We start from the raw sequence: 26,035 nt of genomic DNA, 5'->3' as shown, positions 1-26,035 counted from the left end.
GTAGTTCATATTATCAACAAGCAAATTAAAATTAAGAAATCTGCTTGTTTGCCTTTACTCTTCTCGATTTTGTTCCTTTTCTGGTTTAGAAGTAATTAATTGCCGAATGTTAAGCATAGATTTCTCTAAAAAATTTATCATCATTAGTAAACTATCCTGAGCACTAATGCTTCCATTAGTAGTAATTGTAAGGATTAGTTTTTCCTCTTGATTATTTAAATCGACAATAACTGGTGGTTCAGCTCGTCAGCCTGTTTTTCAGCCCACTGTTTTGACCGGACAATAATTACTAGAAAGAAAAATTACCTTTTCTTTATCTGAAAGTTCCGAGAGCAAATATTCTTGCTCCTTTTTTTTGAGAAATCCTCGATAATAGCGGCAATGTAAAATAATTTTTAATTCTGAATGCTCTTCTACTGTTGCTAAATAAATTTCTGGATTAATTACTTTTAAATCACCCTTTATGTCTTTTCCCGTAACCGTATAACTTTCTTTGCTTTGGGAATTATCAATGTTAATTTGCAAAGTGCAAATTTCTCCTAACCGAGAAAAATCTTTCTTCGGAGATTGAAAAACTAATTGCATAAGGTTGAGAATTAAATAACTTGGAATTTCTTTTACTCCTTTTAGTATAGCTTCTCCACCAAATTCACTAGCAATAGTTTTTTCCTTATCACTAATTTTCACTGCAAAAATTGCTCATCCTGGAACTTGGTTTCCTAACCGTCGGAAAGTATTTCCTCAGGTAGCTGCTAAGTTAATTTCTAAATGTTTAAAAACGAATTCAGTAGTTAACGGGTTTTTTGTTGTTTTTTTGATTTCCATAACTGGAAGGGGAAATAATTCTTGATTCATATTTGTTATTTGCGGGGGGTTTTTCGGGGTCGACAGCCATTAAAAGCCAAGGGAGTTTTGTTGACTCATCTTTTTACTTGAAGACCCGGTGCATTACGAAATTTTTTGAGGGCAGCATCTTGTCCGCTACCAATTCCTCAAACAATAATTTCGACTAATGAAATGCCAAATTCAGTCAGTTTTTCTAAGGTCACCTTAGCAGCTTTTTCAGCAGCAACAAAAGTAGATGCTTTAGCACCACGGTATCCAGTGGCAGTGCGAGAACTAATTTGAGCATCTGGTAGTTTATCACCATTTTCTTGGGTAATAGTGATAATGAGATTATTGAAACTGGAATGAATATGCAACTTACCTCGACCACTCGAAATTTTCTTTACCTTTTTTATTTTTTTATTTTTTTCTAAATTATCTTTTGACATACTATCCTTGTTTTGGTGCTTTTTTCTTACCAGTGACTGCTACTCGTTGTTTAGTAAAACTAATAATCCCACTTGGTCGTGTGCGATTGTTATGCCGAGTAGGCTGACCCCGCACTTTTTTGCCCATTGAATGAAGCCGGCCCTGTAAGCAATTAATTCGAATTTTTTCTTCAATATTCTGCTTTTTAATTTGTTTTAAATCTCCTTCTATTTCAAATTGCTGAACTTCGTGATTAATTAAATTAATTTGTTCATCGGTTAAGTCTTTGGTTTTTGCTAAGGGATCAATTTTTAATTTTTCCAGAACTTGCCGAGCCCGGGATTTCTTTTTAAATTTTTTTCCAATCCCATAAATAGTGCTTAAAGCCACATAGACGTTTTTCTGTGCCGGAACACTAACATTACCAATTCGAACTATCTGAGCCATATATATATTTTTATTGTTTTTTCTTTGTCTTATCACTTTGGCATTTAAATCAGGCAAGTCTTTGTTTGTTAATCCTCATCCTCATTTTTGGAAATTAAGGTGAATAAGTTTAATATATCAGACTTGAATAATCTTTTTTAATTAGTGTATTCATGTACAATAATAATGAATTTTAACATTCAAAAAAATGCTTTAAAAATGTTTCAGTAATATCACTTTTTAGTCTAGTTTTATTAAAAAATCAAGACAAAATCACATTAAACTTGGCAACCACCACCACCACCACAAAAGTTTATTAGTCAAGGATTCTAAACACTTTTTTTCAATCTCTTTCTTGGACTTCTTTTTTTCATAAATCTTCTTTTAAAGGAAAGCCGATCGCAAAACTCATTGCTAAATTATAATGCTCAAAAGGAATTAAATGATTTTTTTCTAAATAATTAATCACTTCTTTTTCCTGAAATCCTCCCATGGGAGAAGTAGCAATATTTAAACTAGTTCAAAGCAAGAGGAAATTTTGAAGCAAAATAAAACATTGTTGTTTTGCTCAAATACTAATTTTTTTTGGGTTATTAGGATTAAATAAAGACAAAGACTTTTGGTAAAATTCAACATAATTTTCCTCATTTAATCGGTTATATTTCCAAAATACTTTTTGCTTAAATAAATCAGTTTCTCAATTAAATGCTTCCCCGCGATAACTTAAAATCAAAAAAAGATGAGAGCAAGCAAGCACTTGTTTTTGTTGCTGAAAAAGCGGATATAATTCCTGCTTGATTTTTTGATTACTAATTACTAAAATAAACCAGGGCTCCAAGCCATACCAAGAAGGAGCCCGGCAAGCAATTTTAATCACTTTTTCTACTAATTCAGAAGGAATTTTTTGGGAATTATATTCGCGAATGGCTTTTCTTTGGGAAATAATATTAGTGAGAATTTGAAAACTGTCAGGTAGTTCTTGTGCGTTTAGCCAGTTTTTTTCAAATTCATTGTTTTTATTCATTAAGAAGTTTTTATTTAAGAAAACGCTGATTATTTTTTCTTGATTTAATCCTTAGGTTTGCTAATCTCTTCAAAAACAGAAGAAGGGCTATCACGCAAATCAAATTTTTTTTCTAATTTAGCAAAAATGAGGCTAAAAATTAAAGCACTAAGAAAAATCAAGCAAACTAAATAGCAACATTGAAAAAAATACAAGTCAAAATCAAAGTTTTTTCATCTTAAATGCTTGCGAATATGTTTTTGATAAGTTTTTTTTTTCATACTTTATAATTAATTTTTTGTCTCCAAGAAAAAAATGCTCTGGTAATTCATGGCTAGTTTAGGTAAAAAATTTTTTATAATTTTAAACTAAAAAGTTAAAAATAATAATATAAAGGAAAAAAAATCATGATAGAAATAAAAAAAGCAATCATAAATAAGGAACCAGCGAAGCAACAGAATTGGAAAATAAAATTCAATCATTTTCAACCAGTGATTATTCAGTTTCGGAGAATGGTAATGAAAAAACTTATACCATTCATTCAGACGAATTAAAATGAAAATTATGGAATGAATATTTAAAGGATAATCATTGAAGAGAAGCAAACACAATCCAAGAATTTCAGGTGGTAATTGAAGAGAAAGGAGTTAGTGGCTATTCAATTTTTAGCAATGATGGAGTTAAAATATCTAGCACCGCCAGTCCTCATTTTGGTAAATTTAACAGAGAATTTAACAGAGAGAGAGAGAGATACCAACTTTCGACGAATGGCATAGAAAATTAGGACATTTAACTTTCCAACAGCATAATTACAATATTGAAATGCTGGTCAAAAGAAGGACAAAATTAGAAGAGGAATTAGCCATTGAAAGAAGAAAATTTTGCGATAAACCTGATTGTATAAATAAAAAAATCGCCCAAGATATTGAATGAGGAATTAAACTTACCCAGTCTGAAATTGATTATCATATTAGTCAAGTAGGTTCTAACTGCGACCATGTAAAGCAACATAACCCAAACAGTTGAGAGCATAAATGTTCTGAATGTAATAACTATACTTTAACTGATTTTGGTTCGCCTAATGGTTCCCGAGATTACGAATGAATGGAAAAAAGAGTTGTTGAAATTGGTGATTTAATATTTAAATTAGAGGATGAAATATTTACTTTTGAAAAAGAATGTGAATGTAAAAAATATGATTATCATAAGCAACTAAAAGCAAAAGCACTCAAAGAACAAATTTTAATGCTTGATAATGAAAGAAGAGAACTAAAAGAAAAAATTAACCACCGAACCGACTTTATTCCTTATGATGATAAAAAAGAAAGAGACCGAAAAGAATTTGTTGAAGAACTAAACAAAGCACTTTCCGAACGAGACGGACAAAAAACATGAGAACAAGAAGAATCAGCCCAAGAATCAAACGGAGACTATTCACTTACTACCATTCTAGGGAGAAAATATGGTGGAAATTGTTCCGACTGTGGTGTCAAAGGTGAATTAATAATGACCAAATATGTAGAATGTAATATATGTAAAGAAAGAATTGAAGGTGATGGAAATTGAAGATGTGAAAAATGTAATGATAAAAAATATAAACATTCCTGCACCCTTCTTAAAAAACAAAAAAATAAGAATGAAAATGAAGAAAACAAAAATAATTCTCCTCAAAACACCATTAATATCAATATCAGCAACAATAGCAACGAAGTAAATAGTGACAATAATGAAAATAAAAAATTAGAACAAATTATTCAAGAGATTGAAACCTTAAAGCAAAAAATCGCCCAATTAGAAAAAACCGGAGTAAACCCTCAAAAAGTTCAAGAACTAAAACACCAAGTACAAAATCTAGAAGCCCAAAAACAGGCTCAACTCAGTCAGCAAACTACGAAATCAGTTGAAAAAAATCAAGAAACTAACAAGCAAGAAACAATTACAAATCCTGTTCCTACCAAAAATGAAAACCACAAAACTATATTACTTATTGGCAGCGGACTTTTAATTGCCTGTGCCGTAGTGATTGGTTATTTACTCGGTAAATTGAAATCTAAGGACGATAACAAAAAATAAAAAAAACTTAACATAAAAATTATATTATACTAATGAAAACTCTAAAGCCAACTAATAACGCCCAAAGAAATACTGTTTTAATTGATTATCGACAAAAACTTCATTCAGAAGTCAAAAAATACCCTCGTAATTTATTTAAAAAACTACCTTCACACGCCGGAAGAAACAACCAAGGAACAATTACTATTCGCCATCGCGGAGGCGGACACAAAAGAAAGTATCCAAATGTTGATTTCAAACGTTACTCAAAAGATAAAATTGAAGGAACAATCAAAGGATTTAAATATAGTCCTTATCATACTGCTTTTCTTTGCTTTATTAGTTATCGTGATGGCAGTAACGCTCTTATTCTTGCTCCCGAAGGATTAAAAATTGGTGATAAAATTTTAAGCGGTAATAGTGAAAATATTCCTATTCAGACCGGAAATAATTTGCTTTTAAAATATATTCCTGCTGGCACTTTTATTCATAACATTGAATTAAAACCCAAAAAAGGTGGTCAGTTAGCGAGAAGTGCCGGAAACTACGCGGTTGTTCGTGGTTCTGATGAAGACAAAAGATATATCCAAGTTAAATTGCCTTCCGGAGAAGTTAGAAAAGTTCTTGGTGAGTGTCGGGCAACTATTGGAAAAATGAGTAATACGGAAAATAACTTGGTGAAAAAAGGAAAAGCTGGCAGAAACCGTTGACGAGGTATTCGTCCTACTGTGCGAGGTTCGGCTATGAATCCGGTTGACCATCCCCATGGTGGTGGTGAAGGAAAAGCTTCCATTGGTCGAAAATCTCCCCTTAGTCCCTGAGGCAAAAAGACTTTGGGCAAAAAAACCCGTCGAAAAAATAAACTATCCAATAAATTTATTGTGCGTTCTCGACACCAGGCAAAGAAGTAAAATAATAATATATGACACGTTCTTCTTGAAAACTGCTAAATGTTGATCCAAAATTAGAAAAAAAATGCGAAGAAGCTAATCAAGCCGGGAAAGTAGTTATCTTGGAAACTCGCAAAAGAGGAAGCGTGATTAGTGATAAAATGGTTGGCCACAAGTTTCGTATCTATAATGGCAAAGAATTTATTAAACTTGAAATTACTTCCGAGCATATTGGACATCGCCTGGGTGAATTTTCTCCTACTCGAAAAGTTGGCAAACACGGAAAGGCAGGAACTCACTAAAAATAAAGTATGAAGAAAAATTCGTCTTCTCCTGCAAATTTAATTATTCGTTGTCGTTCCTTGACAATTTCTCCTCAAAAAATGCGGCCGGTAGTCAATTTAGTCAGAAGAAAAGAAATTGATTATTCTTTAAATACTTTGCGTTTTTTGCCCCAGAAAGGAGCCCGAATACTCCATAAAATTCTCCAAGGTGCAGTTAAGCAGGTAGACAAAAAGCCGGAAAAAGAAAAAAAAAACTTTTACATTAGCCAAATCAGAGTTGACCAAGGAAGCATCCGCAAAAAATTAATAATTCGTGCCAAGGGAAGTGCTAATACTCTCCGACAAGCCACTTCTCACTTATTTTTGTGTTTAAGTCCAAAGGAGGAAAATAAATAGTGCGACGAAATTCTTATGTCTTGCGTTTAGGACTTAATCAACCTTGACAAAGCAATTATTTTCCAGTTAAGGGAAAAGAAGCCTATTTATTGCAGCAAGACTGATTAATTCGTAAGTATCTTTTTTCTCATTTTCCAGAAATTACCCAAATTAAAATTGAACGCACCGAAGCCGAATTATTTGTTTTTGTTTATTCTCCTAATATTGGCCTAATTACTGGTGAAAATGATGACAATTCAGACCAAGTTTTAACTAAAATTGTCAATATTGTTAACGAAAAAAAAATTACTACTAAACTACACTTAATAGAAGAAAACTCTTCAGCACAAGCCATTGCTAACGATTTAGCTCGCAAACTGGAAAGTCGAATTGCTTGAAATTCACTTCGTCATGATCTCCTCAAAAAAATTACTAATAAAAGAGAAATAAGAGGCATTAAAATTCGGGTCAAAGGCTGTTTAGAAAAAGGAAGAATTGCCGAGCGCAAGTCAATCAGCAAAGACAGAATGCCTTCCAACACCTTAGATAGTTCAATCAAAGAAGGACAAGCAGAAGCCAATACTAAATATGGTCAAATCGGAATTATTGTTAAAATTTATAAAGGAAAGGAGAAAAAATTAAAATATGTCGATATTAACACCAAAAAAAACTAAATTTCGCTTTCCTCACAAAATCTCTTACGAGGGAAAAGCCAAAGGAAATAAAGAACTCACCTGAGGAGAATATGGTCTCAAAATCCAAGTAGGAGCGTGAATCAAGAATAACCAAATTGAAGCAGCACGGAAAGTAATGGTTCGTTTTCTTCGTAAAGGAGGAAAAATGCGGATTAGTATTTTTCCCCATCTCTCCCGCACTAAAAAGCCTTTGGAAGTCAGAATGGGTTCCGGAAAAGGCTCTATTGATAATTGAGTAGCAGTAGCAAAAAACGGAACTATTATGTTTGAATTGAAAGAAGTAAGCAAAGAAGTAGCCCACCAAGCTTTAAAAGCTGTTACTTACAAATTACCTAAAAATAAAAAAGAGGACAAAAATATTAAATATCATTACAAAATTGTTGACAAAAATGAAAGTAAGTAAATCAAAATTAAACGATAAAAAAAAATTAAAAGCACCGAATTTAACTGAATTGCAGCAAGCCTTATTTGTTCTTAAATTAGAGCAGAAAGCTGGTCGGTTGCTAAAAACTCATCAAATTAAAAAAATCAGAAAGGAAATTGCTCGGATTTTAACCAAACAAAATCAACAAAAGATAGTGGTGCAAGCCGAGCCCGAAAAAGAAATTCAGATTGAAGAGTAGAAAAAACTTGAAAGTTTCCTGTTCTATTCACAATTCACTAGCAGCATTAAATAAAAGGACTTTTTTTGTTTTTATTAATCTTCTTTCAGAATTTTTATTTCCTCTTTTAAAAACTTTTCATTTTCTTTAACTCGCTTGCGTGGTGTTTCTAGCACTTTAACTTTTCCGTCGAACTGGGGATGGTGAACTATTTTTTTTAAGGCTGGCAGTTCAATTTCTCCATAACCAATATTTTCATGACTGTCTTTTCTCTTTTTCTTTAATTCATTCGGTTTAGCAGAATCGTTAACATGAATAACTCATAACTTTTCCAAACCAATTATTTTGTTAAATTTTTTAATTACTTTTTCCAAGTTATTTTTAATATCGTAACCAGCATCATATAAATGACAAGTATCTCAACAAACACCAATTTTTTCCTTATAATCAACCTTATCAATAATGAATTTAAGTTGTTCGAAAGTAGTTCCTAACTCATTCTTCTTACCAGACATAGTTTCTAAGGCAATTTTAACTTTTGAATTTTTAGTTAAAACTAAGTTTAGCCCTCGAACTATTTGGTTCAAACCTGCTTCTTTGGTGGCTGTTAAACAACCTCCGGGATGCAAAACCAAAGTTTTTAAACCAATTTCTTCCATTCTTTGGATTTCTTTTTGTAAAAATTTTACGGAAAAATCAAAGGTTTCTTTTTTTATTGTATTCGCTAAGTTAATTAAATAAGAACCATGAACAATAACATTATTAATATCAATATTATTTTTTTCTAAAATTTGCTTGAATTCAGAAACTTTTAAAACATTTAGGGGCTGACGAAAACTATTTTGCGGAGCACCCAAATAAATCATTAAAGCATTAGCCTCATAACTTATTGCTTCTTTAACGGCTCCTAAAAGATAATCAGGGGCTTCCAAACGACAATGACGACCAATTATTAAATTATATTTTACAATATTTATGTTTCCTTTCAAAATGAAATTTCTTCTTTATTAAGCTGCTTGTTTTTTATCTTTTAATTTTAACATGGCACAGGTGACAGGAGTCGAACCCGCATCCCCAGGACTGAAGCCCGGTATTCTGCCATTTAACTACACCTGCTCCAAAATTTTTTTCTTTATTTTCCGTAGTAAGCCAACTTTTTAATATAAATTTTACGCGAGAATTTTTTTAATTACTGCTTTGGTCCGCCTGGTCCACCACCACCCATCATGCTTTCTCGGTATTTTCTTCTGTCTTCTTCGGTTAACTCTTTTTCAATTTCAAAATAAATAAATCCTTGGACTATATTTCTCCAACGAATATCAGATTGATTGAATTTAAATATGTCTTTGGTAGCTTGGAGAATATGGTCAGTAGTTAAAGTTTGGCTGCCTCTTCTTTTCATAATGCCTAGTGAGCGAAGTAAAATTTGACTTATATCAGCACCCGTAAAAAGGGTTCTTCTGTCTTCTGGCTTAATAGTTCCGCTGGATGGCAATCCGATACCTCTACCTTCAAGTATTTGTTCATAGGTCAAAGTAAAGTCTTCCCGAAGCAATATTTTATAGAATGGTTCAATAAATTTATTGACAAAAACCCCTTGTCCTAAATTGCCAAAGGCTTTCGCCCCTCCTTCTTTTGTCGCATTTTCCTCATAAAATCTCTCTAAAACTTTCCGAGTTATTTTTTTAAGTTCGTCGGGAGTTGGATAATTAATCAACATCTTTGTGCTTATTCTTTCCGAACGCAATAAAGCAGGATCAAGATTTCAGATACGGTTAGTAGTAGCAATTACTTTAATTCTTTTATATTTTTCACTAGTCGTTCCACTCAATATACCTAAGAAAGTCGCTATTTCTTTACTACTGCCTTCAAAACTTTGCATGTGGTCAATTTCATCAATTAAGGCTACTATTGTTTTATTACCAGCTTCTTGAAGAGCAATATCAAATATTTTGGTCATTCTGTCACTGGTTTTTGGTCCACTAGTATTACCAAAGGCTTCGGCTAAACTAACCTCAAAATCCGAACCGTTTAGATTGAGGAAAAAGGAATCTGAGGCTTTGGCAATAGATTGAGCCAGAAAAGTTTTTCCGGTGCCAGGTGGACCATAAAAAAGCATGTGTTGGGGTTCAACTAAACTGTTAGGATTAGCGTTTCTTTCTCTAATTGCTTCGGCATTGGCTCGGCTTTCTCTTACTGCATTTTCTAGCCCGCCAATGTATTCAAAACCGTGTTTGATTTCTTCCGGAGCCGTAATTTTGGCTTCTTTACGGCGAGCGATTTTTAGTTCTTCATTGGTCTTTTCTTTTTGCTGCTTGGCCAGTTCTTCTTGAATATCTTGTTTGCTTTTTACTACTCGACCTGCCATCTGTTCGGGATTTTGTTTAATGTCTCAGTAATTTCTAAGTATATAAGTCCCTGCTCCTAAGAAAAGAATAATAAAGACAATTAATTTCCAAGTAATAAATGATTTTTGTTTGAATTTAATATTAGTTTGGGGAAAATAAGTTTCCAAATTGTTTGGAGAAAAATAAGGATTAATAATACTAGAATGGGAACGACAAACAAAGTTAATAGTTTTTTTATTTTTTCCATCACTTAATAATAAAGTTCCTTTTAAAGAAACATAATGCGGAGAACCGCCCCAAAACACGCTACTTTCTAAATTATCAATCTTTTTTACTGAATAATTAGTTTTTTCGTTCAAGACATAAGTTTTTTTTTCGATAATTTGGACTTGCTGATGAGGAGAAAGATTAATTCTAACCAGTCATTCAACTAACATACCAGAAAGCAAAAAGTAAACAAATACTAAAAAAGCAAAAAAAACAAAGACAAAAAAACCGCTCATCAACTCTTCAAATTTTCTTTCTTCTCATCTTAAAACCGACAACTTAAAAGTGCTTCAAGGAGTAGAGGTTCCAGGAAATAAATATTGTGATTTACTAATCAGTCAGCCGACTAATATAATGCTTAAATAACGCAATAATTTTACTAATCTTACAATTCAGACATTACCAAACAAGGCTAACTTAATTTTATTGATTTGTTCATTTAGGTTCATATAAGTATATTTTACTCTCTCTCTCTCTCTCTCTCTGGTTTTTTTATTAATTTCCCTTTAAGGGCAAAATGATCATGATTTTTTATCTTTGCTAATTTTGGTTGCTTTTTTCTGAACCGGAAAATCCTTTTTCTTGCTAAAAACGAATCTTTTAAGCCATTAAAAAGTTTGCAATTCTCTTTAACTTTTTGATTAAAAAATATCATATGACCAAAAAAATCTCCCGCAAAAGCGTTATCTCCACTGATGAAGTTAGAAAAAAATGACTAAGTTTTTTTCAGCAAAAAGGTTATCACTTGCTTGAACCAGTTTCTTTGGTTCCTCAAAATGACCCTTCGCTTTTGTGAATTAATTCCGGGGTGGCTACTTTAAAAAAGTATTTTAGCAACCCTTCTTTGGCTCCTTCCCGCAATTTAGTTAATTGTCAAAGAGTAATCCGCACTGATGACTTAACTAATATTAACCAGTATTCTTACCACCAAACACTTTTTGAAATGTTAGGAGTTTTTTCCATTGGAGGAAAATTTAAGCAAGAAACTATTCCTTATTTTTGGGAATTCTTCACTTCACCAGAATGGTTAGGGTTAGCGCCAGAAAGATTATTTATTACTGTTTACCACCAAGATGCTAATACTTATAAATTTTGAAAAGAACAAAAAGGCATTCTCCGTGAACACATTCTTTACGGTTCAAAGAAAACTAATGTTTGAGACATGGGAGGAGATAACAGCCCTTGGGGCTATAACACCGAAATTTATTATGATTTTCAAACTAACCAGGATACACCAAAAAACGCTGCTGATTTGGATAATAAAAGGTTTTTGGAAATCTGTAATATTGTCTTTCCGGAATTTTACCATCAAGGAGATAATAATTTGCCCTTAAAAGAAAAATGTGTAGATGTCGGCGGCGGACTAGAAAGGATGGCCATGGTAGTTCAAGGTAAGAAAAATACTTTTGAAATTGACTTATGAGAACCAGTTATTCAATTAATAGAAGAGAGACACAGTAAAAGTATAAATAGTATATAAATTATTATTTTAAAATGGAAATAAATGTTACCATATTCATTAGTTAATAGGGAAAATCTTCTTCTTAACCAAAAAAAATTCTGGCACTAGTAAAAATTAACAGAAGTTTTTTTTCTAAATCATTGTAGCACCCCAATGATTTTTGTTCACTAAATCTATATAATTATTTTACTAACCTATCAGCAAAAACTCTCCATAAAAAATCCAGTCAAAAAATCTAAAAAACTTACACAAAAAATTTACTGACCTATCAAAAAACCTCCCCTGAGACATATATCCCCCCGTCACCCACACCTCCCTCTCTCGTCCCTCTCTCGACGGTGTTTTCCCGTATCTCACGAGAAAAAACCCTACTCCTCTAAAAAGGAAATATGAACGAAAATAATCAACAAAATCCACTAGCCAATAGTGAAGAACACGAAAAATTAGTGCTAGGTTTAAAACAAGATATCCAAGATGCCTTAGCCGAAGCCAAAAAATGACAAGGTTCTTATATAAAAATAGAACAATCCCTAGCCGAAACGGAAAGGAAAAATAGAACCCTAGAAGAAGAAAAAGAAGCCTTAAAAAGAGAAAACTTACGGCAAAGAAAAATTGAACTCAACCAAAAAGAAACTAAAAACAAAAATGAGTTTTTAGAACATTTCCAAAGGCTCCAAACAGCCAAAATCCAAGGAGGTCTTAAATAATGGTGGACTTCAATCCCCTCTTGGAAAACCTTCAAGAACGAGTAGTCCAAGAAAAACCTTTGAAGTTAATCTATGCTGATAACACCTACTCCGTATTTAACAAAGGAACTACGGAATTCCACGGAGCCGAAGAGGAATTTATTGGAGACCAGCCCTTAGAAGGAGTAAAATGAAAGAAAACTCTTAAAAGTAGTGATGCTGAAAACTTGCCAGAAGTCTTCTCTTGTCGATTAAAAATCATTCACGACCACTTTTACTACACCATTTATAACAAAAAGGTCATGAAACGAGCCTTACAATCTCCGACTGAAATGGCAGCTCTGGTCGACCAATTAACGGACAGCATGACTACTAAGCCCAAGTTAGACTTGAATCGAGTTTTAACTAAAGTAATCTGCACCAAAGACAATTACAATAATGCTGCTTGGGAAACCGTCACTGCCGAGGAAGCCAAAATTGACAGCCTAGATAAAGCCATAGCCATTTTAAGGAAAATCAAAGCAGCAGCCAACGGGATGGTGGAACCTTCGGACAAGTATAATAGAGGATATCAAAAACCAAATAGCCACGACTGAAACAAAGTAGTTACTAATAGTGAAAGCCGAAAGAATTTAGTTTTAACTATTGACCCGGATTTCCTTGATGACTTAGAAATCTACTTTCTAGCTGATGTGGCTCGTGACTCTAACCTTAACCCCTACAAACTTTTCAAAGAAGTAATTGTAAAGAAACTCACCAATAATGCCTTGGCTACGCTCCATGACGAAAAAAGTGTAGTTTACCGGATAATTAATGAAGATGGAATTACTCACGAACAAGTCTTTGGTTCAGGCAACAGTAAATTTGGCTATCATATGACCGTGATTGGAGGCATGATACCTTTCACCAACAGTTGAGCCCTAGCCAGAGCATAGGAGGTATATGTATGTTAATATTGAGAGGAGAAATCAGCAAAAGTCGGGAACAAACCAAAAACCAACAAACCCAAACCGACTTAAATAAAATTCTTAAAAAATGAAAGTTCGGAGGTCAACCTTTTAAAAACACCGAGGACTTTCTCACCAAAATGGGTGGCTGAGTAGATAAACAAATTGATAAAGACAAAGAACTAAACGACTTTTTAAAACTTTTTGACCTAGAAAACCTCAACCAAATTAAAGGAATAGAATTGAAAGGAGAAGGAGAATAAGATGAATTACCAAGCCCGATTATTACGACAAATGTGAAGCAATGACATTGCCAAAAAAACTAATCAATGAACCCAAGAAAGGAACATTCTTGAAAATGACCTCACCACTCTCCAAAACTCCGTAGATGTTGCTATTGTGAAAAACTATCTAAAGAAAATAAAAACCAAGCAAAGCAAATCAAAGCCCTCACTCTCCTAGCCACCCAAAGAAAAGAACAGTTAGAACAAGAAAAGAAAGCTCTAATCACCCTAGCCCAAAAGAAAATCACCAACCAAAAGCAAGCCCAAGAACTCCTAAAAGAGCTCACCGAAAAGTGAACTAATGAAAAACAAGAATGAACCAACCAAGAAAAAGAACTCACTACCCAATTAAACCACTATCAAGAATTATTCACCAAAGAACAGCAAGCCAACAACCAACACTGAAAAGATAAAGGAGAATTACAGCAGCAGTTAGAGAAAGAACAGCAAACCCGAAAACAAGAAAATCTGAGCTGAAAAAATGAGAATAAAGACCTCACCACCCAATTAGAGAATTCCAACAAGGAAATCCAAACCAAAGCCCAAGAACTAACCAACCTAAATAAACAACTCACCCAAAACCAAACCCGAGAAAAAGAACTCAATAAAATCATTCAACAAAAAGACCGAGAAAACCAATTCCAAGAAGAAAGATTACAAGGATGAAAAACTAAAAATCAAGAAAAGGAAAAATTACTCTCCCAAAAACAAACCCAAATCAACACTCTTAATCAGGAAAAACTTACTCTCCAAGGCCAAAACACCCAACTAAACACTACCATCACCACCCAAACCAAAACTATCCGGGAACAGTTAGAGAAAATAAACACCCAAGACACTAAATTAACCAAACAAAAAACTGTGTTGGAAGAATTACTCACAGCCCGAGAAGCAAGATTACAGGAGGTAGAAAATGACTAAATACAGCCTAGAAGAATTTGAAAAGTGATTAACTGATAATAAAAAATGAGGAACATCAGCCATGCATGTCTACATAAGCAATTTTAAAAAACCGTCTCTTTGAGAAGTAGCTTGCCAAGGAAAAGCTACCGAGGAATATGCTGCTAATAATGGTGGTTTTTATATATTACCATCACGCTATGAAACACTCTTAAAATGAGTATCTGAAGTAGACCAGAGAGAGAGAGAGAGAGAGAGAGCAGCAAGGAGGTGACCCTAATATGATTTTAGATTGTAAAACATGTTGTCGTTCTCGTGTCGAGCATGTGCCTAAAAAATTTGGTGTACCTTATGAAGAAATTGAATGAATATGTAGTTATTGTTTGAAAACAGATTTTGACCAACTAGAAATCCAATTCACTACCGAGCAAAAGAAAGTTGTTGATTTACAGAAGCAAACCAAAGCCCTCACTCTCCTAGCCAACTCCCGTAAAGAAGCCCTAGAAAGAGAAAAACAAGCCCTCATCCAAATTGCCAACAAAAAACTCACCAACCAAAAAGAAGCAAAACAACTTTTAAAAGAACTCCAAGAAAAGTGAAATAAAGAAAAAACTGAACTCACCCAAGAAAACCAAGACCTTACCAAAGATAAAAAAAACCTGAGCCAAACCAAAGAAAACCAAGCCCAAAGAATTCTAGCCCTGGAAGCCGATAAGCAAGACCTAATTAAGCAACTCACCCAAGCTAAAACTAAACACCAAAATCATCTCACCAAGGAAAAATCCCTACTCCAAAAAGAAATCAAATTAATTAAGGAGGCACTATATGAATAAACCCACCCAAAAAGACCTTTGAAAAGCCAATATGTTGGAGTTTCTCCATAATTGCCATATCGGAATTTCTCACTTAGAATGCTCCAATCCTAACTGTCCCTTAGTTCTCAACTGGGGAAATCTAGAAAGAAAAAACAGTAAAAAAGGCTACGGAGCCTTAGTAAAAGTAACTAAGGATAAATTCTTAACTGTCAGCATCCAATCTTATGAACTAAACGGCTTAGAAGAACCCATCAACTTAACCATCAAATACCGTGACGGCAAAGAAGCCTTAGTGAGAACCAAAGCCGAACAGGAAGAATTAACCAAAAACTTAACCCCCGAAGAAAAAAGCCAATTATCCTTCATTGACCCCTCCGAAGTAGTCTGCTTTTTCAATAATCCCACCCACCGACCCAACCTTGAAGGAGCCGAAGAAATCTACCTTGAAGACCTTTGGGATATTAAAGAGAAAATTAAGTGAGACCGAGATAAGTCTAAAAAGAAAGTCTTTCTCCATGTGGAAAATGACCCTTCCAAAGAAACTCAAGCCCAAGAAATAGATGCTGCTGAAAAGGATTATCTTTTCTATATTGCTGACCCTTCCACCACCAATGAAATCAAGAAAATGGAAATCTACTCCCCTACCAAAGGCACTGAAGAAAGAAAACAACTCCACGAGGATTATTTAAAAGACTTTTCAGAATTAAGGAGAGTATTCGGTATCCGTCATCTCACCTCCAAAAAAGAAGACCGACAAAACAATCCTGAAATAGAACTCAATGAAGCCCAATTCGTAGCTTTGGAGAGGGATAAGTGAAGAGAAAGAATGAAGAGTATTAAAGAAGCCAAAGACAAACAATTCTGTTCCGGAGAACACAAGCTAACTTACGGAGCCTGACAGGAAAGACAAGAAGCTGAAATAGAGCAAGTTAAGGAAATCCAAGAGAACCAAAAAGAACCTGACCCAGCCCAAGAACTAGAACAAAAACTAGCCCAGTTGGAAAAAGAAAAAGGAGGAGGTAAATAATGAATATCGGTTGTTGCCACATTGCCCTAGCTTTGGTGATAGCTCTCGTTTTTGTGGTGGCTATGCTTACTAATCGAACCCTCAAAGCCGAAGCCAGAGTAACCAAACTAGAAAAGAAAAACGGCAGGGAGCAACGGGAAATTAAAGAATTAAAATTAGAGATTGAGAAAATGAAAGGAGGCAAACATGAATAAAACCAAATTACAAGAAGAATTATTAAAGAATGTGAAACCAGGAATTAAACCCTCTGACCTTAAAAAACAGAAAAAGAACAGCCAAACCAACAACCAATTACTAACTCCCCCACCAACACCACCTTTGAAACCAGTAAAAACTAACAATTCACCCTCCCCTATTGTCCAATATCCAACCCCTCCCGACAGCCCCCTCTTAAAACCAACTCAACCTAGCAAACCAGCCAATAATGTGAAAGATTTACAGCAACAGGTTAGTTATTGGAGTAAAACAGCTCAAAATCACCTTTTAAATCTCTCCAAAACCTCTGCTGAGTTATTCAATGCTGAAGAAAGAATAAAAGAACTAGAATCAAAACCAAAGTCCCAAACCCTCAGCCAAGAAGCCGAAAAAGCTTTGGTGGAAGCAAATCAAAGAATAAGAGAATTAGAGGAGAAGTTAAGTAAAACCACAGCCAGCCAAGAAAAGCCAGTAAAACCCGTCCAAAAACCAGAACAAACCATCTTCACCTGCTCCGACTGTAATCAAACCAAATCTCACCAAGAATTAAGCCGACAATTTGCCAATCATTCTTTCTGTCGTTCCTGCTCTGTAAAAGCCAGAAAAGCAGCCGAAAAACAAATCCAAGAACAACCCATCCAATTCACCTGCCACACCTGCCAAAAAAACCACCACCAAGTCCCTACTAAAATGAAACTAGACCAAACCCTCCAAGAATACTTAATCTGCTCTACTTGTCGTCCCAATGTCAAAGAATTTAATGAAGCCGACTTAATCACTGACGAACTTTGGCAAAAATACCCATATTCCTCAGCTAGTGAAATCCTGGAAAAAGAATTTGACCTAAAAAGGAGGAGTGAATAATGACTGAACCAAGAACAGTCCCTAAACAATCCCTAGCAAGATTATTCCCCAATGGCTTTCCAGAATTCTGAGCCAAAACCGAAATGAAACCAAGACTAGAATCCGTAGTCTATGATTTAGTGCCTGCCACTCTCACAGCTGAAGAAACCCGAAAAACCCTCATGAGTGGTTATGGCATGAATGCTGTTTTTATTGCCAAGCATTATTTTCTGAAATACCAATATCGAACTTTCGAACCCTACGAGGATGACTTTATGGCCCAATTCACAGCTGAACTTACTTTTGTGATTGCTGAAATCAGAAGGACAGAATGATTATGGCAAGATGTTTTTAGGAACATTAAGCAATGACTAAAACCTTTGAAACTAACCACGGACACTCGAACTTCCCAAAACTACGATAAAACCCAAACCCAAGGGGGAAGAACTACCACCCAAGGAAATGAAAACCAAAATTGAAGTGATCAAAAACAGAGTAATCAAAAGAACACTCCTACTTTTAGTAACGTAGATTTATCCTCAGGAACTTACGGAGGATTTAGCCGACAACAACAACTATCCACTCAAACCCAAGAGCAAGGACAAGGTAATCGAAACTCTAACCGAAAAAACACTACTGATAAAATCAACCATGTCAATAAAGAACACCACCGAAGCAAAAAAGATGAGAATGTCTCCACAGTAAAGCAAGATGTTTACGAACTAAACAGCCTGAGCCGACTATTAAACAATTTTGCCTTAACTATCCTGGATTTTAGCAAGTATTACCCAAGATTTAACCGGCTTTTTATTAAAATGTTCGGGGTCTCCGTAGTTCCCGTAATCGACCCAGTCACAGGCAGGAGAAAATACATCACAGAAGCTCAATATGAAGAAGAAATGACCGAAGAAACCGGAACCACTAAACCTCCCGAAGGAAATGAGTGAGATGAAACTATTCCCTACCTAGAAAGATTAAAAATCCTCCACACCAAAACCGAAAAAGAGTGAAAAAAACTCCCTGACACCTCCAACCGTAAGCCCAGAATTGCTTTAAGGCTAAAAAACCTCGAAGGTTGTCTCAAAGCCTATGAACCCGAATACATAGAACTCCCCACTGTCGAAGTCTTCCGCACCAGAATTAGAGGAGAAGAGGAAGGCTACCAGAAAGTAATCGGCTATCAAAATATCATCCAAATAGTGGAAAAATACCTTCGTAGTTATCACTTTGCCAAAAGAAATAACACCCCACCTCCAGCCCAGTTAATGATTATGCTTTTAGGAGAACCAGGACTAGGAAAAACTTATATCAGCCAAGCCATAGCCCGAGCATTAGGCAGAGGATTACATATAATCGGAATGAACGGCAAATTAAATGCTTCTTTAATTACGGGAACTAACATTGAAAACCCTGGAGCCGAACCCGGAGAAGTATTGAAAGCCATCAGCCGTTATGAAGACCGAGCTTGTGTGATTGTTTTTGACGAGATTGAAAAAGCAGCCCGAGAATGTAAAGAAGCAGCAGGTATTCCCACGGATATTACTGGAAACAAAAACTACCGAGACACTTTTTTAGATTTCCCTACTCCGACTAATGAGTGTATTTTCATTAGCACCGTGAACCGTCCGGAAGATGTTCCTTCTTTTGTAGCTGATAGATTTGCTATCAGAGTGGAAGTCTTGCCTCTTGGTTATTTGGAAAGATTAGAGGTGGTGAGAGTGGTTTTACAGTCTGAATTAAAGAAACTCAACAATGCTTTCCAAAGAATTTACGGCAAGAATTGACAAGAGATTTATCACCTTTTCAACCAAGAAGAACTCTTAAAGAAAACTCTCACTTGAACTTTCTCTATCCGAGGAGCCAAGAATAATATTTTACTGAAACTAATCCCTACTCTGATTAGTGATTTCTTGGAGCCTGAAAGCCCTCTAACCGAGGACCCCATAAACTATGATTGAGACTTTTTACAAAGGGAAGGAAAGGATGAGAATTGTCCTTATGCCAAAGATATTAGGAATAATCACAAAGTTAATTGTATGTGTTTTGTAAAAAACTTAAACTTGGCTCCGGGTTGAGCCGAGAATATGGGAGGAGAATATCATGGTTAGTATCGAGCAATCCAATCAAATTCAAGAGATAGATATTAATACCCGAAAGGAATTATGGGACAGTTTATTCTTATTTGTTGATTTCTCACGAATGAAAGACCAGTATCCTAATATGTGGAATAAAGAATACCGACTACTACCCTTACCCAAACCTTACCAAGAAATCAAAACTAAATTCACCCAGTATTGCCAAGAGTTGAATGGAAAGTTAGAAAACTTAATCAACTCTTTTGCTGGTTATTTTAAGGAGAATATTTATCCCGTGTTAGAAAGCAACGAAGGAGACAAAACTCTTTTATTCCGATGTAAAAGACTACTCAACAACAAAATCATTGGAGAAAGTAGCAGTCTTTTCCTAGATTTACTTATTTTTGAAAGAGAATATCTCGGCAAATCCGAAGCCAAGAAAGTTTGAGAAGGATTTAATAATGTAGAATTCTTTGAAGAAACTAAACTACAAGAATTAATTGAAAGTGATATTGAAAAACTAAAAGAGGGGAGAACTAACCTTAATATCTCTTGGGTGTTTTATCGAAAGTGGCTCAATCTAATCGAACAAAAAGGCACTGATATTGCCCGAGGCATCTGATTAGCCTTAAAGAATTTCCTCAAAGATTGAGAAGCAGGAAAGTTAGGAACCAGTGAATGAAAACAATCTTTAAAAAACATGGAACAAGCCCGAGACAGATTATTTGACTTGGGCTCCGAGAGTATTAGTGATGGCTTACCTTTCTTACAGTTAGGATTTATTAAAAAAGACACTCATGAAGGCTTGGAGATAGTTTGTCAGAATAGAAAAGGTTTTAGTCTTAATAATCCTTACTTATTTTGTGTTTGGTTTCATCAGAAAAGTGTGAAAGTTTATGTTGTGGACGGATTTAATTATTTGAACCCGAGAAACCTTTATGTTAGTGTTTATTTGAGAGAAGATTGAGTTTGGAAAGATTTGCCATGAATTGTAAATGCTATGGGTAGTTTAGTTAGTGGGAATCATCCTATTTATCATGGCAGAAACTTACCTGAAAATAATCAGTTGCCTTATTTACATTATAGTTTTTGTGGGGATTTGGGGAATAAAAAAATTGCCGATATTCCTTGACCTGAAAACATTAATTTTGCTTTGTTCAAAATTAAGCAACTTATAGGCGGAGGTGCTGGACTTGCTCTGAATGATATGGATTGAACCAAAGATATTCAAATTCCTGGCATCTATGAAGTTCAAAAAATAAATAGTATTCATGAAATGTTTAATATCGTCGATAAAGAATATCAGACTTTTATTGCTCCTAGTGATTATAGTCAAAATGAACTCTTATATGTTAGACAAAAGAAATTAACTGTTCCAATTCCAGAAGTAATTTATAGGCATCCTCATTTGCCAACTCACTCTACTTTTCAATTCTATTTTCTTAATAATTCTTTGTTTACGGCAAATTTGCCTTATTTGAGGATTAATAACAACAAGGAAATAGAATTTGATTGAAAAATAAAAACTAGTCCCTCTGGCACTTTTGTTTCACTTCGTAGTGAGCATGTTATTTTTAAATGAAAAATAGAAGTTAGACAAGGAATAGTTAATATGTCCCTAATAAAAGTAATGATTGACGGAGTAAGCCAAACCATAAAAGGAGCAACCCAAGCAGCAGCAAGTTTCTTTGGAGTTAATTTAAGTGGAGTTGAAAAAGCTCAAAGTGAAATAGCAGGCAATTTAGTTGGTAAAGATAAAGGTGGCAGTTTTATGGAACGAGAAAGGAGCCAAAGGATACAAGAACAACAAACAGCAAGAATGTTTATGTCTACTCTACAACATACTGGTGATAATCCAATTGAACCTTCTGTTTTTTATGCTAATACAGTTAAGTTTCCTTATAATTTGTTTGATTTTTGATTGAGAACCGAACAAAAACCTTTTACTTGCCGAATATATCATAGCGACAATTTACTCAACAACTTAATTCATAATAACAATGCTAATCCAATCACTCATCCGCTAGATATAACTTTTGAAAGACTAGGGAATATTCTCAAACCAGGATTTTACCAAAGCAGAGAATTATATTTAGATTATGACCCTGACGGAAGAATGGCAGGATGCTTTGCCGTAGGTGTGACTTTTTATGAAGACAAGAAAAAGCATTTTGTTAATCCTGATTTGGGAGTTCAACAAACAATAAACCAAACACAATATTCTAGTGCTGGTTCTAGTCATGGATACACAGCCCAAGCCATCACCGAAGGAGATGAACCCTGAACCAATGAAATCAACCGAACCAAAGGCTCCAACTACCACCAAAGAGCCCACTTTTTCATTACCTATGAGGACGGAACCAAAGACCATTGGTGTGTCAAGTTCCCTACTTCATTTACCGATAATGATTTAACTGACGGACATAGCCGAGGAGGATTTGATTTACACTTCGACAAACCCGTCAAAGAATTTATAGATGTTTATTCCTGTATTGGCTGTGGAGCATCAGGCAAAAAAGGTGAAACTGCTCCTGAGCAAATTAACCGAGATATTCCTGGTTATGGTTTTGCCAATGACTTAGATTTTCATGGAGACAATTTAGATAACATAATCAAAGGAATACCATGAGACCCTTATTTTGAATGACTGACAACTACCCATGCTTCTACTACTAATTCAGCTGGTTGGTGTCCTGGTTCTACTGGTGATGTCTGAGAATTCACTGGGCAATATATCCGAGGTAAAGACAACAAACCCTTCACAGAAGCTTATGGTTTCATCCCCACAGGTGACACAATTAGGTGAATTACCAAAGGAGGAAAGAACACCAAACTTATTATTCAAGAAATACCTGGTCATGATGACTTTAATGATTTAGACTGAACCCCACCAGCAGGTTCTGGTGGAGAGACAGAAATCCCTCTATCTGACCCCGAAATAAATGTCCCTGAACCAGGAGAAGGAGACATTGTCCCTGATAATGATTTCCCAGAAGTTGACCCTTTCGACCCCACAGGAGGAGAACCAGAAATACCACCAATTGAGCCAGACCCTCCTGCTGATATAGATGTTCCTGATGATGATGTTGGAGGAGATGTTGACCCACCACCAATCGAACCTGACCCACCAGAAGTAGACCCGAATGAACCTGACCCAGGACAAGACCCAGACCCGAATGATATTGACCCTGGTGATGTTGATCCAGGAGGAGATGATGACGATGCTGATTAAAAAAATTATTTCTGATATGTCAGTAATTAAAACTATAATTATCATGAGTAAAGAAATAAAATGTAGCAAAAGTAGTGCTTGCGAAAGATGCCAAAAGATAGCAAAAGAGAAGCTTGCCAAATTAGAAAAATGAGAAATTAAAAGGAGAAAAGCACTAGAAAACCTTGACTTAGAAAAAGAAGTTGAATGTAGTTTTTGTCCTAATAAAAACAATGATGGGAATAATACTCAATATTCATCAGTAGGAGACTATAGCCAAGGTTATAGTTATGAAAAATGTTCTGAATGTGACAAAGATAATTTATATTATATCCACAAATCTAATCAGTATGGAGATGAAACAAAATTCTTAAAAAATAAAAGTTGTAATTGTGAAATAGGAACGAAGGAAAACCTGGGTCATTCTGTTTCCGAAAGTTCAAATCAAACAAAATCCAAAACTCAATCTAATAAATCACTCACAAACTCCACAAATACAGAAAGAAAGAAAGAGAGAGAGAGCAAACCAAATTATCTCCCGTGGATTTTAGGAGGAATTGGGTTAGTAGCAATCATAACAGGATTAGTGTGATACTTTACTAGAAAGGAGAATAAATAATGTCTGGAGATTTTGCTGAGAGAATTATTAGATGAATACGAGGAGAAGAAAAACCTACCCTAAAACGCTTTATAGGTAAAGGTGGCTTTGGTAAAGTCTACTATGGAGAATGAAAGTCACTAGATGTAGCCGTTAAAAAACTATGTTTATCACCTCAAAATACTTCTGAATCTGATCTCAAGGACATCAAAAGAGAAATAGACATTCTTAAAAGTCTAAGAAATAATGAATATGTTATTAAATATTATGATGTTTACTCTGATAATCAAGAACTTCTCATTATTATGGATTATGCTGAAAATGGCACTCTAACTAAATTTATTAATGATAATCAGAACAAAGACCATGATTGAAATTTTAATAATAATCTCATCAAACAAATAACACAAGGATTAGCTTATATTCACCAAGAGAATGTTATTCATCGAGATTTAAAGAGTATGAATATTTTACTAGCTGGTAATTATCAAGTAAAAATATCAGATTTTGGATTGTCTAAGTTTAAAGATATTAATTCTTTGTATTCGAATTATTCTGCTGTAAAAGGAACTCTTAGATGAATGGCTCCCGAAAATCTAAGGGAAAAAATATATTCAAAACAATCAGATGTTTATGCTCTAGGTATGATTATGTGAGAAATTGCTGCTAAATGTACAAAACCTTTTAAGGATGTTGAAGACTATTTAATAGGTTTTAATATTACCAACAACAAAAAAGAAACCATACCTAGTGATACTCCCCGAAATATTTATGATATCATTCAAAGATGTTGAAAAGATAATCCTAGTGAAAGAATAAGCTTGGCAAAGATACATGAAATAATTGGAAATGATGAAGTAAAATCACAAACCTTTTATACCAGTATTAAAAGTTTATTTGGATTTCAGGTCAGTAAAGAAGATAGTAAATCATCCTCTCCAGAGGAAAACTCTAAATCTTACCAAGACTCCGGATTATTAGAACTGGATTTTTCCAAAAAACAAGCCGAAATTTCTCAGCAAGCCCAAATCCTCCAAAAAGAACCTTTTGGCACCCCTGGACCCTCTAAAAAATAACTTAACAATCCCTTTACATTTTTGCTTGTTTTTTCCCTCTTCTAATAAATTACTCACCAACCTAATCTCTTTCTTTAATTCCCCTTGGTTTTTTACTTATTCACCTTCCCCTGAACTCCCTTAATTAACCCCAAAAACCAATCTCTCCCCCGATAATCTCTAAATCTCAACATTCCTTCTTTAAGCAGTTTCACTCATTTCTTAACAATCTCTTCTTTTTTCCTTAACCTACAATTCTTTAACTTACTCTTGGCAACTTCTTCTCAATCAAAGCAAAAGTTAATGAGAGTGCTATCAGTCTGCTTAGTGTTTTTGGTGAAATGCAGCAAAGCATATTTCTTGTGGACTTTCCTTTCTCCTAATTCACAAAAAAAGAAGTCTTGGATGGAGTAAACTATCCGATACTTTTTCATTTGGTCTTCATCAATCATAAAATCATCTCAATTAACTGTGCTAGGGTTGATTTTCTCTTCTAAGGCTCGGGAGTGAGCATCATATTCACCTTCAATTAAGTTGAGATATAACAATCATTCTACTCCTTGCTCGTCTTTGGCAATCTCTAATACTCCGGAGTTATCATTCTTGCTCTTTTTCTCTTCTGCCAACTTCCGTAACTTATGAATATTCTTAAAAACATCTAAAAACCAAGCACTAAATAAATAAGGATTAGCCAGAAAAGTGATTTTAGTTTGAAGTGGCAAGGCTTTGCCATCCTTGCCCTTCCTGCCCTTCAAACTATCAATTAAGTCCTTAAACATTCACTGTTCAGTTCGACCCCCGACATAGAGGAATTCTTGGTCAATCGGAATAGCTTCTTCAAAGACGATTTCTTGGTAAACAGTTCGGGCAATGGCTCCTCGGGCTCTTTGGTAAGAAAAGAGGTCGTAAAAATCTATTCTTTTAGTTCCTTGGTAGAATAGTCCTCGTTCTTTGATTTCGAAGTGATTACGGTTGAGATTAGGATACTCTTCACAAAACTTGGCTACTAAGTCTTCAAAAAAAGGTTTGGTGGAAAGGAGACTGTCATGTCAACGACGACGAATTCAAGCAAAACGGGAAGTGTTGTTAGGTTTGATTATTTCCTCTAAAAAGAACCAGCCCTTAGTGTCAGACTTTCCTCTTTTACGGCTTGTAAAGTAGATGTGAAAGAGTGGAGAGAGTTTGTAAATTCCTTTCCAGTTAATTAACTTACTCATATTCCCTCCCTAATCAGTAAACTAACCAAGCATCTAGTTCATGGATACTAATTCTCTGGTTCTTTCAACTTCACCCTTTACCTCGGCCTTTCTTAAACTCTAAGCCTGCTATGGTTTTGGTTCCACTAAGTAGTTTGGTTTTTAAGGCTTTCACCTGATTAACTGGCACACTCTTCACCTTCTCCACCGGCAATACTTCTAGGGTTCCCAGCAACTTTAATAAACTGGTCATGTCCTTGCCTTTGGTGTTAATAAAATTCGTGTGTTCGTAAAGCAAAACAGTGGGCTGATAGGTTTTGACTAAAGAAACAATAAAATCATAGTGTTTTTGCCACTCTTTTCCTTGATAGTGATTAAACTTCTCTTGTTTGCCATTCTTAAAATAAATTCCTGTGGTTCCTGTCCCTGAGGGGTCAATACTTAATATTCTATTCATTTTCTTTACCTCCTAAATATTTTTCCCGTATACATAAGGGCCAACAAGGCCAGCGGGGGAAGGATTTGCTGACGCTGAAGTCAGGATT

At 34.8% G+C, this 26,035-nt stretch carries 32 protein-coding genes; 22 read left to right on the top strand and 10 right to left on the bottom strand.

Features of this window, described 5'->3' with window-relative positions; translation table 4 throughout:
• Nucleotides 1-54: 54 nt before the first annotated feature.
• The 5 genes from GvMRE_RS00810 to GvMRE_RS00790 all read right to left on the bottom strand — a co-directional run bounded on the left by GvMRE_RS00810 (nucleotide 55) and on the right by GvMRE_RS00790 (nucleotide 2,964).
• Nucleotides 55-855 (bottom strand): RNA polymerase alpha/RpoL/Rpb11 family protein, encoded by an 801-nt coding sequence (locus GvMRE_RS00810; protein ID WP_147409403.1) that lies wholly within the window; start codon nucleotides 853-855, stop codon nucleotides 55-57.
• Nucleotides 856-860: 5 nt separating this feature from the next.
• Nucleotides 861-1,274, bottom strand: coding sequence for a small ribosomal subunit protein uS11 (locus tag GvMRE_RS00805; RefSeq protein WP_147409402.1), 414 nt, complete (start codon nucleotides 1,272-1,274; stop codon nucleotides 861-863).
• Between the two features lies 1 nt (nucleotide 1,275).
• Nucleotides 1,276-1,701, bottom strand: a complete 426-nt coding sequence (locus GvMRE_RS00800) for a ribosomal protein uS13 (protein ID WP_147409401.1) — start codon at nucleotides 1,699-1,701, stop codon at nucleotides 1,276-1,278.
• A 295-nt stretch (nucleotides 1,702-1,996) separates the two neighbouring features.
• Nucleotides 1,997-2,704 (bottom strand): nitroreductase family protein, encoded by a 708-nt coding sequence (locus GvMRE_RS00795; RefSeq protein ID WP_147409400.1) that lies wholly within the window; start codon nucleotides 2,702-2,704, stop codon nucleotides 1,997-1,999.
• A gap of 44 nt (nucleotides 2,705-2,748) precedes the next feature.
• Nucleotides 2,749-2,964 carry a hypothetical protein gene (locus GvMRE_RS00790; RefSeq protein WP_147409399.1) on the bottom strand — a complete coding sequence of 72 codons (216 nt, stop codon included), beginning with the start codon at nucleotides 2,962-2,964 and terminating at the stop codon, nucleotides 2,749-2,751.
• Nucleotides 2,965-3,143: 179 nt separating this feature from the next.
• Between GvMRE_RS00790 and GvMRE_RS00785 the strand changes: the two genes are divergently transcribed.
• The 8 genes from GvMRE_RS00785 to rpmC are packed head-to-tail and all read left to right on the top strand — an operon-like array spanning nucleotide 3,144 to nucleotide 7,602.
• The gene (locus tag GvMRE_RS00785; protein WP_147409398.1) at nucleotides 3,144-3,467 is read left to right on the top strand and encodes a hypothetical protein; all 324 of its coding nucleotides are present in this window, start codon (nucleotides 3,144-3,146) and stop codon (nucleotides 3,465-3,467) included.
• A 38-nt stretch (nucleotides 3,468-3,505) separates the two neighbouring features.
• Nucleotides 3,506-4,756, top strand: coding sequence for a hypothetical protein (locus tag GvMRE_RS00780; protein ID WP_147409397.1), 1,251 nt, complete (start codon nucleotides 3,506-3,508; stop codon nucleotides 4,754-4,756).
• Between the two features lie 26 nt (nucleotides 4,757-4,782).
• Nucleotides 4,783-5,646, top strand: coding sequence for a 50S ribosomal protein L2 (gene rplB, locus GvMRE_RS00775; RefSeq protein WP_172575240.1), 864 nt, complete (start codon nucleotides 4,783-4,785; stop codon nucleotides 5,644-5,646).
• Nucleotides 5,647-5,657: 11 nt separating this feature from the next.
• Nucleotides 5,658-5,927, top strand: coding sequence for a S19 family ribosomal protein (locus GvMRE_RS00770; protein ID WP_147409395.1), 270 nt, complete (start codon nucleotides 5,658-5,660; stop codon nucleotides 5,925-5,927).
• A gap of 9 nt (nucleotides 5,928-5,936) precedes the next feature.
• A complete protein-coding gene (gene rplV / locus GvMRE_RS00765; protein WP_147409394.1) occupies nucleotides 5,937-6,305 on the top strand; it encodes a 50S ribosomal protein L22 in 369 nt (122 codons plus the stop codon).
• The gene (gene rpsC / locus GvMRE_RS00760; RefSeq protein ID WP_172575192.1) at nucleotides 6,305-6,958 is read left to right on the top strand and encodes a 30S ribosomal protein S3; all 654 of its coding nucleotides are present in this window, start codon (nucleotides 6,305-6,307) and stop codon (nucleotides 6,956-6,958) included. The genes rplV and rpsC overlap by 1 nt, the downstream gene beginning before the upstream one ends.
• Nucleotides 6,936-7,382: a 50S ribosomal protein L16 gene (gene rplP / locus GvMRE_RS00755; protein WP_147409907.1), complete on the top strand. Its 447-nt coding sequence runs from the start codon at nucleotides 6,936-6,938 to the stop codon at nucleotides 7,380-7,382. The genes rpsC and rplP overlap by 23 nt, the downstream gene beginning before the upstream one ends.
• Nucleotides 7,369-7,602 carry a 50S ribosomal protein L29 gene (rpmC, locus tag GvMRE_RS00750; protein WP_147409392.1) on the top strand — a complete coding sequence of 78 codons (234 nt, stop codon included), beginning with the start codon at nucleotides 7,369-7,371 and terminating at the stop codon, nucleotides 7,600-7,602. The genes rplP and rpmC overlap by 14 nt, the downstream gene beginning before the upstream one ends.
• 74 nt (nucleotides 7,603-7,676) lie before the next feature.
• Here rpmC and GvMRE_RS00745 read toward each other — a convergent pair whose 3' ends face one another.
• The 3 genes from GvMRE_RS00745 to GvMRE_RS00730 form a co-directional block, all read right to left on the bottom strand.
• On the bottom strand, nucleotides 7,677-8,570 hold the full coding sequence (locus GvMRE_RS00745; protein ID WP_216361595.1) for a deoxyribonuclease IV: 894 nt from the start codon (nucleotides 8,568-8,570) through the stop codon (nucleotides 7,677-7,679).
• Between the two features lie 200 nt (nucleotides 8,571-8,770).
• Nucleotides 8,771-10,645: an AAA family ATPase gene (locus GvMRE_RS00735; protein ID WP_147409391.1), complete on the bottom strand. Its 1,875-nt coding sequence runs from the start codon at nucleotides 10,643-10,645 to the stop codon at nucleotides 8,771-8,773.
• A gap of 11 nt (nucleotides 10,646-10,656) precedes the next feature.
• Nucleotides 10,657-10,851, bottom strand: coding sequence for a hypothetical protein (locus GvMRE_RS00730; protein WP_147409390.1), 195 nt, complete (start codon nucleotides 10,849-10,851; stop codon nucleotides 10,657-10,659).
• On the opposite strand from GvMRE_RS00730, the gene GvMRE_RS00725 reads away from it, so the two are divergent.
• The 14 genes from GvMRE_RS00725 (at nucleotide 10,852) to GvMRE_RS00660 (ending at nucleotide 24,315) form a co-directional block, all read left to right on the top strand.
• Entirely contained in the window at nucleotides 10,852-11,676 is an 825-nt protein-coding gene (locus tag GvMRE_RS00725) for an alanine--tRNA ligase-related protein (protein ID WP_147409389.1), read from the top strand. It abuts the gene before it with no gap.
• Nucleotides 11,677-12,047: 371 nt separating this feature from the next.
• Nucleotides 12,048-12,365 (top strand): hypothetical protein, encoded by a 318-nt coding sequence (locus tag GvMRE_RS00720; protein WP_147409388.1) that lies wholly within the window; start codon nucleotides 12,048-12,050, stop codon nucleotides 12,363-12,365.
• A complete protein-coding gene (locus GvMRE_RS00715) occupies nucleotides 12,365-13,279 on the top strand; it encodes a phage major capsid protein (RefSeq protein ID WP_147409191.1) in 915 nt (304 codons plus the stop codon). The genes GvMRE_RS00720 and GvMRE_RS00715 overlap by 1 nt, the downstream gene beginning before the upstream one ends.
• Before the next feature lie 11 nt (nucleotides 13,280-13,290).
• Nucleotides 13,291-13,554 carry a hypothetical protein gene (locus tag GvMRE_RS00710; RefSeq protein ID WP_147409193.1) on the top strand — a complete coding sequence of 88 codons (264 nt, stop codon included), beginning with the start codon at nucleotides 13,291-13,293 and terminating at the stop codon, nucleotides 13,552-13,554.
• Nucleotides 13,555-13,620: 66 nt separating this feature from the next.
• Entirely contained in the window at nucleotides 13,621-14,496 is an 876-nt protein-coding gene (locus GvMRE_RS00705) for a coiled-coil domain-containing protein (RefSeq protein WP_147409366.1), read from the top strand.
• The gene (locus GvMRE_RS00700) at nucleotides 14,489-14,755 is read left to right on the top strand and encodes a hypothetical protein (protein WP_147409387.1); all 267 of its coding nucleotides are present in this window, start codon (nucleotides 14,489-14,491) and stop codon (nucleotides 14,753-14,755) included. The genes GvMRE_RS00705 and GvMRE_RS00700 overlap by 8 nt, the downstream gene beginning before the upstream one ends.
• Nucleotide 14,756: 1 nt before the next feature.
• Complete coding sequence (locus GvMRE_RS00695; RefSeq protein ID WP_147409386.1) at nucleotides 14,757-15,308, top strand: hypothetical protein; 552 nt, start codon at nucleotides 14,757-14,759, stop codon at nucleotides 15,306-15,308.
• The gene (locus tag GvMRE_RS00690; RefSeq protein WP_147409385.1) at nucleotides 15,301-16,317 is read left to right on the top strand and encodes a hypothetical protein; all 1,017 of its coding nucleotides are present in this window, start codon (nucleotides 15,301-15,303) and stop codon (nucleotides 16,315-16,317) included. The genes GvMRE_RS00695 and GvMRE_RS00690 overlap by 8 nt, the downstream gene beginning before the upstream one ends.
• On the top strand, nucleotides 16,317-16,511 hold the full coding sequence (locus GvMRE_RS00685) for a hypothetical protein (RefSeq protein WP_147409201.1): 195 nt from the start codon (nucleotides 16,317-16,319) through the stop codon (nucleotides 16,509-16,511). The genes GvMRE_RS00690 and GvMRE_RS00685 overlap by 1 nt, the downstream gene beginning before the upstream one ends.
• The gene (locus GvMRE_RS00680; RefSeq protein ID WP_147409203.1) at nucleotides 16,504-17,376 is read left to right on the top strand and encodes a hypothetical protein; all 873 of its coding nucleotides are present in this window, start codon (nucleotides 16,504-16,506) and stop codon (nucleotides 17,374-17,376) included. Before GvMRE_RS00685 ends, GvMRE_RS00680 begins: the two co-directional genes overlap by 8 nt.
• Entirely contained in the window at nucleotides 17,376-19,463 is a 2,088-nt protein-coding gene (locus tag GvMRE_RS00675; protein WP_147409204.1) for an AAA family ATPase, read from the top strand. The genes GvMRE_RS00680 and GvMRE_RS00675 overlap by 1 nt, the downstream gene beginning before the upstream one ends.
• Entirely contained in the window at nucleotides 19,456-22,662 is a 3,207-nt protein-coding gene (locus GvMRE_RS00670) for a hypothetical protein (RefSeq protein WP_147409384.1), read from the top strand. Before GvMRE_RS00675 ends, GvMRE_RS00670 begins: the two co-directional genes overlap by 8 nt.
• 16 nt (nucleotides 22,663-22,678) lie before the next feature.
• A complete protein-coding gene (locus tag GvMRE_RS00665) occupies nucleotides 22,679-23,260 on the top strand; it encodes a hypothetical protein (protein WP_147409383.1) in 582 nt (193 codons plus the stop codon).
• Complete coding sequence (locus GvMRE_RS00660) at nucleotides 23,260-24,315, top strand: serine/threonine kinase (RefSeq protein WP_147409382.1); 1,056 nt, start codon at nucleotides 23,260-23,262, stop codon at nucleotides 24,313-24,315. The genes GvMRE_RS00665 and GvMRE_RS00660 overlap by 1 nt, the downstream gene beginning before the upstream one ends.
• A 92-nt stretch (nucleotides 24,316-24,407) precedes the next feature.
• Here GvMRE_RS00660 and GvMRE_RS00655 read toward each other — a convergent pair whose 3' ends face one another.
• Both GvMRE_RS00655 and GvMRE_RS00650 read right to left on the bottom strand, forming a co-directional pair.
• A complete protein-coding gene (locus GvMRE_RS00655; protein ID WP_147409381.1) occupies nucleotides 24,408-25,511 on the bottom strand; it encodes a hypothetical protein in 1,104 nt (367 codons plus the stop codon).
• Nucleotides 25,504-25,947, bottom strand: a complete 444-nt coding sequence (locus tag GvMRE_RS00650) for a hypothetical protein (RefSeq protein WP_147409380.1) — start codon at nucleotides 25,945-25,947, stop codon at nucleotides 25,504-25,506. Before GvMRE_RS00650 ends, GvMRE_RS00655 begins: the two co-directional genes overlap by 8 nt.
• Nucleotides 25,948-26,035 lie beyond the last annotated feature (88 nt).

It is taken from the genome of endosymbiont GvMRE of Glomus versiforme (assembly GCF_003546845.1).
Note: the sequence above shows the minus strand (reverse complement) of the source record. Positions and strands in the feature narration are given on the sequence as shown.